The sequence below is a fragment of the Acidovorax sp. KPB24-07 genome, assembly GCF_057543315.1.
Window position 1 is genome coordinate 1 of the sequence record NZ_BAAJYS010000171.1, and the last position, 7,965, is coordinate 7,965.

The 7,965-nt window shown below is 69.1% G+C and carries 7 protein-coding genes and 1 pseudogene; all 8 read left to right on the top strand.

What is annotated here, in order from left to right:
- Positions 1 to 545, top strand: a 545-nt coding sequence (locus AC27IQ_RS15885) for a sensor histidine kinase (protein ID WP_487090034.1), incomplete at its 5' end; no start/stop codon positions are given.
- Positions 546 to 638: 93 nt separating this feature from the next.
- Positions 639 to 1,703, top strand: coding sequence for a class II fructose-bisphosphate aldolase (gene fba, locus AC27IQ_RS15890; RefSeq protein WP_092742855.1), 1,065 nt, complete (start codon positions 639 to 641; stop codon positions 1,701 to 1,703).
- Between the two features lie 169 nt (positions 1,704 to 1,872).
- Positions 1,873 to 2,989, top strand: a pseudogene (locus tag AC27IQ_RS15895) (Re/Si-specific NAD(P)(+) transhydrogenase subunit alpha).
- Positions 2,990 to 3,005: 16 nt separating this feature from the next.
- Positions 3,006 to 3,752, top strand: a complete 747-nt coding sequence (locus AC27IQ_RS15900) for a hypothetical protein (RefSeq protein WP_487090035.1) — start codon at positions 3,006 to 3,008, stop codon at positions 3,750 to 3,752.
- A gap of 78 nt (positions 3,753 to 3,830) precedes the next feature.
- Positions 3,831 to 4,175 (top strand): NAD(P) transhydrogenase subunit alpha part 2, encoded by a 345-nt coding sequence (locus AC27IQ_RS15905; protein WP_284424371.1) that lies wholly within the window; start codon positions 3,831 to 3,833, stop codon positions 4,173 to 4,175.
- Positions 4,172 to 5,662, top strand: coding sequence for an NAD(P)(+) transhydrogenase (Re/Si-specific) subunit beta (locus AC27IQ_RS15910; RefSeq protein ID WP_284431594.1), 1,491 nt, complete (start codon positions 4,172 to 4,174; stop codon positions 5,660 to 5,662). The genes AC27IQ_RS15905 and AC27IQ_RS15910 overlap by 4 nt, the downstream gene beginning before the upstream one ends.
- Before the next feature lie 144 nt (positions 5,663 to 5,806).
- On the top strand, positions 5,807 to 7,486 hold the full coding sequence (locus AC27IQ_RS15915; RefSeq protein ID WP_284424369.1) for a long-chain-fatty-acid--CoA ligase: 1,680 nt from the start codon (positions 5,807 to 5,809) through the stop codon (positions 7,484 to 7,486).
- A gap of 67 nt (positions 7,487 to 7,553) precedes the next feature.
- Positions 7,554 to 7,965, top strand: a 412-nt coding sequence (locus AC27IQ_RS15920) for a phosphorylase family protein (RefSeq protein WP_487090036.1), incomplete at its 3' end; no start/stop codon positions are given.

The window sequence follows — 7,965 nt, forward strand, 5'->3', positions numbered from 1 at the left end:
CCCAGGCGCTGGCCCGCATCGGGCAGGATGCGCTGCGCGCCGGGCACGTGCTCAACCAGCTGCTCGCCCTGGCACGCGCCAGCCGCACCCAGCTGCACGAGGCGGCCGCGCCCGTCGATCTAGCCGAACTGGCGCGCGGCGTGAGCGCCGACTACGCCCAGGCCGCCTGGGCGCGCGAGGACAGCATCGCCGTCGCGGCGCCCGGCGCCTTGGTCTGGCACGGCAACGCGGTGCTGCTGGAAATCGCCCTGCGCAACCTGCTGGAGAACGCCCTCAAGCACACGCCGCACGGCACCCGCATCGAGGTGCAGCTGGGGCAGGCCGAGCACGGCGGCCCCTGGCTGCAGGTGGTGGACGACGGCGCCCGGCACCATGCCCAGGGCGCTGCGCCCGCACCGGTGGACAGCCTGCACCTGGGGCACGAGATTGTCGCGCGCGTGGCGGAGGCGCACGGCGCGCGCTTCGGCCCGGGCGCCGTGCCGCCGCCATTTACCACCTGCTACCGTCTGGAATTCATGGATTCCCCGGCGGGGCCGACCGGATAAAATCGCCGGTTACGAAGCGGTTACCACCGCGGCCGACGGCCCTTCAGGGCCTGCGTGCCTTCCCCACTGCCCACCATTGAACGGACCCATCCCATGCCTCTCGTCTCGATGCGCGAACTGCTCGACCATGCCGCCGAAAACCGCTACGGCATTCCCGCCTTCAACGTGAACAACCTGGAACAGGTCCAGGCCGTCATGGCCGCCGCCGACGAGACGGGCGCCCCGGTCATCCTGCAGGCCAGCGCCGGCGCCCGCAAGTACGCCGGCGAAGCCTTCATCAAGCACCTGATCCAGGCCGCCGTCGAGGCCTACCCTCACATTCCCCTGGTCATGCACCAGGACCACGGCCAGAACCCCGCCGTGTGCCAGGGCGCGATCGACCTGGGTTTTTCGTCCGTGATGATGGACGGCTCGCTCGAGGCTGACGGCAAGACCATCGCCAGCTACGAATACAACGTGGACGTGACGCGCAAGGTCGTGGACATGGCGCACAAGGTCGGCGTCACGGTCGAGGGCGAACTGGGCTGCCTGGGCTCGCTGGAGACCATGAAGGGCGACAAGGAAGACGGCCACGGCACCGACGCCACCATGACGCGCGAGCAACTGCTGACCGACCCCGAGCAGGCCGCCGACTTCGTCAAGCGCACCCAACTCGATGCGCTGGCCATCGCCATCGGCACCAGCCACGGCGCCTACAAGTTCACGCGCAAGCCCACGGGCGACATCCTGGCCATCGACCGCATTCAGGAAATCCACCGCCGCATCCCCAACACCCACCTGGTGATGCATGGCAGCTCCAGCGTGCCGCAGGAGCTGCTGGAGATCATTCGCCAATACGGCGGCAACATGAAGGAAACCTACGGCGTGCCCGTCGAGGAAATCCAGAAGGCCATCCAGATCGGCGTGCGCAAGATCAACATCGACACCGACATCCGCCTGGCCATGACGGGCGCCGTGCGTAAGTTCCTGGCCGAGAACCCCGAAAAGTTCGATGCCCGCGAATGGCTCAAGCCCGCGCGCGAGGCCGCCAAGGCCATCTGCAAGCAGCGCTACATCGAGTTCGGCTGCGAAGGCCAGGCACCCAAGATCAAGGGCCACAGCCTGCAGGTCGTGGCCGGCCAGTACGCCGCGGGCGCGCTGGCCCAGGTGGTGAACTGACCCCCTGCGCCGCGCGGGGGCGCTGGCGCCCCCGCACGCCAAGGCCCGGCGCATTCGCGTGCGCCGGGCCTTCGCCATGGGGGCGTGCCGATGCCGCGGAGCGCATCGGGTAAGCTCGGGCCCAGTGAGCGGAGATCGCCGAGCACACGCCAGCCGGGAGACAGACAACATGCAGATAGGTGTACCAGCCGAGTCCATGGTTGGAGAAACCCGGGTCGCCGCGACCCCGGAGACGGTCAAGAAGCTCAAGGCCCAGGGCCATGCGGTGCGCATCCAGGCGGGTGCCGGCGTGGCCGCCAGCGTGCCGGATGCCGCCTATGCCGCGGCCGGCGCCGAGATCGTGGACACCGCCAGCGCCTGGGGCGCCGACCTCGTGCTCAAGGTCCGCTGCCCCACCGAATCCGAAACGCCCCTGCTGCGCCCCGGCGCCACGCTGGTCGGCATGCTCAACCCCTTCGATGCGGCCGGCCTGCAGCGGCTGGCGCAGGCGGGCGTTACCGCCTATGCGCTGGAGGCCGCGCCCCGCACCACGCGCGCCCAGAGCATGGACGTACTGTCTTCCCAGGCCAACATCGCCGGCTACAAGGCCGTGGTGATCGCGGCCGACCGTTACCAGCGCTTCTTCCCCATGCTCATGACCGCCGCCGGCACGGTGAAGGCCGCGCGCGTGGTGGTGCTGGGCGTGGGCGTGGCCGGCCTGCAGGCCATCGCCACAGCCAAGCGGCTGGGCGCGGTGATCGAGGCCTCCGACGTGCGGCCCTCGGTCAAGGACCAGGTCGAATCGCTGGGCGCGAAGTTCATCGACGTGCCCTTCGAAACCGACGAAGAGAAAGAGGCCGCCCAGGGCTCCGGCGGCTATGCGCGCGCCATGCCGGCCAGCTGGCTGGAACGCCAGAAGGTGGAGGTGGCCAAGCGCGTGGCCCAGGCCGACGTGGTCATCACCACCGCCCTCATTCCCGGCCGGCCCGCACCGGTGCTGGTGACCGAGGCGATGGTGCAGTCCATGAAGCCCGGCTCGGTGATCGTCGACATCGCCGCTCCCCAGGGCGGCAACTGCCCGCTGACCGAAGCCGGCCAGACCGTGGTGCGCCATGGCGTGACGCTGGTCGGCGAAACCAACCTGCCCGCGCTCGTGGCGGCCGATGCCTCGGCACTCTACGCGCGCAACGTGCTCGATTTCCTCAAGCTCATCATCCACCCCGAAGGGGGCCCTGCACGTGGACCGGCAAGACGACATCGTCGCCGCCTGCCTCGTGGCCCATGAAGGCGCGGTCACCCGCGCATGACAAGACAAGCATTCCTGTGAAGACCCGGCTTTCATCCCTGCTCCCCCTGTCCCCCCGCTTTGGCGGCCCGCTGCTGGCCATCGCCTCGCTGCTCACCCTGGCCGCCTGCGCGCCCGTGCAGCCCGCGCTGCCGCACGTGGGCCGTGCGCAGCTGGAACTGCCGCCGGGCGACTGGGAGGTGCTGGGCCGCCGCGACGAGGTGATCGACGTGCTGCCCGACGACACCTCCGCCGACCTGCCCACGCAGATGACCGCCATGGGCCTGCGCGGTCCGGGCAAGGACCGGCCGCTGCTGGCCGTGCTGCTGGTGCAGACCAACAGCACCAACTACCCGCGCGACACCACGCTGTGGACGGCCCCGTGCCCCCAGCAGCAGGGCGTGTTCGTCGAGGACAAGGCCCAGGGCAGCCCCGCGCGCATCGACTGTCTGCGCTACAAGCGCCGTGCCGATACCGAGGACTACCTGGCCAAGAACCGCCCCGCCGTGGCGCAGTGGCTGTCCATGAACCAGGCGGCGCCCGCCAAGCCGTACTCGCACGTGTTCTTCCGCTATGCCACCAACGGCGGCGCCATCGTCACCATCGATGCACTGGTCGATCAGCGCCTGCTGCGCCCGCCCACGCGCGACAACGAGGCCTTCCTGCGCGCCGGCCGCCCCGCTCTGGAGTGGGGCGACAAGATGGCGCAGGCCGCGCGGTTGAGCACCGCGATGATGGACGGCCGGCTGATCGTGCCGCCGTTCCCGGTCGCCCCGCCGCAGTAGCCATTCCGTCGTTCCGCCGTTCAGCCAGTCGTCCGTTCCTTCGCCCCGTTCGCCCCTTCACCTTCAAGGAGTGCTGCCATGGATGCCGTTTCCCCCACGCTGATCAACCTGATCATCTTCGTGCTGGCCATCTATGTCGGCTACCACGTGGTGTGGACCGTGACCCCGGCGCTGCACACGCCGCTGATGGCGGTGACGAACGCGATCTCGGCCATCGTGATCGTCGGCGCCATGCTGGCCGCGGCCCTCACCGAGACCACCCTGGGCAAGACCATGGGCGTGCTCGCAGTGGCGCTGGCCGCGGTGAACGTGTTCGGGGGCTTCCTCGTCACGCGGCGCATGCTGGAGATGTTCCGCAAGAAGGAGCGCAAGCCCGCGGCCTCCGCTGCCGCCGGCGCCGCTTCCGACAAGGCCGCGCCATGAGCATGAACCTCGTCACGCTGCTGTACTTGGTGGCCAGCGTCTGCTTCATCCAGGCGCTCAAGGGGCTCTCGCATCCCACCACCTCGATCCGGGGCAATCTGTTCGGCATGGCCGGCATGGCGATCGCCGTGCTCACCACCGCCGCGTTGATCTGGAGCGTCACGCGCGGCGCGCCCATGGGCCTGGCCTGGGTGCTGCTCGGGTTGCTCGTCGGGGGCGCTGCCGGCACGGTGATGGCCCAGCGGGTGGAGATGACCAAGATGCCCGAACTGGTCGCCTTCATGCACAGCATGATCGGCCTGGCGGCCGTGTTCATCGCCGTCGCCGCGGTGGCCGAGCCCTGGGCCTTCGGCATCGTGCCGCCCCCCGTTCCGGCCCTGGCCAGCGCCGCCACACCCGAGGGCACCGTGCTGGTGGAAGGCTTCGCGCGGCTGCCGATCCCGTTCGGCAACCGGCTGGAGCTGTTCCTGGGCGCGGCCATCGGCGCCATCACCTTCAGCGGCTCGGTGATCGCCTTCGGCAAGCTGTCGGGCAAATACAAGTTCCGCTGGTTCCAGGGCGCGCCGGTGCAGTTCAAGGGCCAGCACCTGCTCAACCTCGTGCTGGGCCTGGCGACCATCGGGCTCGGGCTGGTCTACATGGCCACCGAGAGCTGGACCGCCTTCTTCGCCATGCTGGCGCTGGCGTTCGTGATGGGCGTGCTCATCATCATTCCCATCGGCGGCGCGGACATGCCGGTGGTGGTCTCGATGCTCAACAGCTACTCGGGCTGGGCGGCGGCGGGCATCGGCTTCAGCCTGAACAACAGCATGCTCATCATCGCCGGATCGCTGGTGGGCAGCTCGGGCGCCATCCTGTCCTACATCATGTGCAAGGCGATGAACCGCTCGTTCTTCAACGTGATCCTGGGTGGGTTCGGCGGCGATGCGGCGGCGGCTTCGGCCGGCGGCGCGCAGGCGCAGCGCAGCGTCAAGAGCGGCAGCGCCGACGACGCCGCCTTCGTGCTGGGCAACGCCGAGACCGTGGTGATCGTGCCCGGCTACGGCCTGGCCGTGGCGCGCGCCCAGCATGCGGTCAAGGAGCTGGCCGCCAAGCTGGCCGAGAAGGGCATCACCGTCAAATACGCCATCCACCCGGTGGCCGGGCGCATGCCGGGCCACATGAACGTGCTGCTCGCCGAGGCCGAGGTGCCCTACGACCAGGTGTTCGAGATGGAAGACATCAACGGCGAATTCGGACAGGTGGACGTGGCCATCATCCTCGGCGCCAACGACGTGGTGAACCCCGCCGCGCACACCAAGGGCAGCCCCATCTACGGCATGCCCATCCTGGAGGCCTACAAGGCCAAGACCGTGATCGTGAACAAGCGCTCCATGGCGGCGGGCTATGCCGGCCTGGACAACGAACTGTTCTACATGGACAAGACCATGATGGTCTTCGGCGACGCCAAGAAGGTCGTGGAGGACATCGGCAAGGCCATCGAATAGGCCCGCGCGCCCTCCGGCGCCGCCCGCTGGCGGCCGCTGCGGCAGGGGGCAGCACGGTTTAGGGAAACTACAGGCCCCTGGCGCCTTCGCCCGCGACGACAATGCGGGCTCCTTTTTGTAACAGCAGGTTTGGAGACACACAGCATGAATGACCGCCCGTGGCTTGCCGCCTACCCACCCGGGGTGCCGGCCGACATCGACCCGGCGCAGTACCCCTCGCTCATCGCCCTGATGGAAGAGGGCTTCGGCAAATACGCCGACCGCGTGGCCTACAGCTACATGGGCAAGGATGTGAGCTTCGGCGAGACGGACGTGCAAAGCCGCCACATTGCGGCCTATCTCCAGGGCCTGGGGCTGGCCAAGGGCGACCGCGTCGCGGTGATGATGCCCAACGTGCCGCAGTACCCCGTGGCCGTGGCCGCCATCCTGCGCGCGGGCTTCGTGGTGGTGAACGTGAACCCGCTGTACACCCCGCGCGAGCTGGAGCACCAGCTCAAGGACTCGGGCGCCAAGGCCATCGTCATCATCGAGAACTTCGCCGCCACGCTGCAGGCGTGCATCGGCGCCACGCAGGTCAAGCACGTCGTGCTGTGCGCCATGGGCGACCGACTGGGCTTCCCCAAGGGTTTGATCGTCAACTATGTGGTGCGCAGCGTGAAGAAGCTCGTGCCGCCGTTCAACCTGCCCGGCGCGGTGCGCTTCAACGACGCGCTGTCGCAGGGCGCGCGCGGCACGCTCAAGGTTCCCGACCTGCGCCCCGACGACGTGGCCCTGCTGCAGTACACGGGTGGCACCACGGGCGTGAGCAAGGGCGCCGTGCTCCTGCACCGCAACATCATCGCCAACGTGCTGCAGGCCGAGGCCTGGAACCTGCCCGTGATGCAGACCGTGCCGGCCAACGAGCAGCCCACCACCGTGTGCGCGCTGCCGCTCTATCACATCTTCGCCTTCACGGTGAACATGATGATGAGCATGCGCACGGGCGCCAAGAACATCCTGCTGCCCAACCCCCGCGACCTGGCGGCGGTGCTCAAGGAGCTTTCGCGGCACACCTTCCACAGCTTCCCGGCCGTGAACACACTGTTCAACGGCCTGGCCCACCACCCCGACTTCAACACCGTGAACTGGAAGAACCTCAAGGTGTCGGTGGGCGGCGGCATGGCCGTGCAGGGCGCGGTGGCCAAGCTCTGGCTGGAAAAGACCGGTTGCCCCATCTGCGAAGGCTACGGCCTGTCGGAGACCAGCCCCACGGTCGCCTGCAATCCGGCCACGGAAAAGGCGTTCACCGGCACCATCGGCGTGCCGATCTCCAGCACCTACATGAAGCTCATCGACGACGATGGCCGCGACGTGACCGAGCCAGGCGCGCGCGGCGAGATCGCCATCAAGGGCCCGCAGGTCATGGCCGGCTACTGGCAGCGGCCCGACGAGACCGCCAAGGTCATGACGGACGACGGCTACTTCAAGTCCGGCGACATCGGCGTGATCGATGAGCGCGGCTACTTCAAGATCGTGGACCGCAAGAAGGACATGGTGCTGGTGAGCGGCTTCAACGTCTACCCCAACGAGGTCGAGGACGTGGTGGCCACGCTGCCCGGCGTGCTCGAATGCGCGGTGGTGGGCGTGCCCGACGAGAAGACGGGCGAAGCCGTCAAGCTGGTCATCGTCAAGCGCGGCACCGACCTCACCGAGGCGCAGGTGCGCGAGTTCTGCAAGGCCAACCTCACCGGCTACAAGCAGCCCCGCGTGATCGAGTTCCGCGAATCGCTGCCCAAGACCCCGGTGGGCAAGATCCTGCGCCGCGAGCTGCGCGACAAGCGCTAGTGCGGCCCGTCCCGTCCTGGCTCCGGGCCACCCCGCGCGGGCGCAACCGCTGGGGGGCGTTGCGGCCGTGACGACCGCCATCCTCAGCGCCCTGGCCGAAGAGCAGCAGGGCCTCATCGACGCGCTCTCCCGGGGGCGCCGCACCCTGCATGCCGGCCGCACGTTCTGGAGCGGCAGCCTGCACGGGTGCGAGGTCGTGCTGGCGCTCTCGGGCATCGGCAAGGTCGCGGCAGCCACCACCGCCACCGCGCTGATCGAGCGCTTCGGCGCGGCACGCGTGGTGTTCACCGGTGTGGCCGGCGGCCTGGGCGCGGACGTGCAGGTGGGCGACGTCGTCGTGGCGCACGACTTTCTGCAGCACGACATGGACGCCTCGCCCCTGTTCCCCCGCTGGGAGCTGCCCGGCTACGGCCGCACCCGGCTGCCGTGCGATGACGCGCTGGCTGGCCGGCTGGCCGATGCCGCCGGCGAATGCCTGG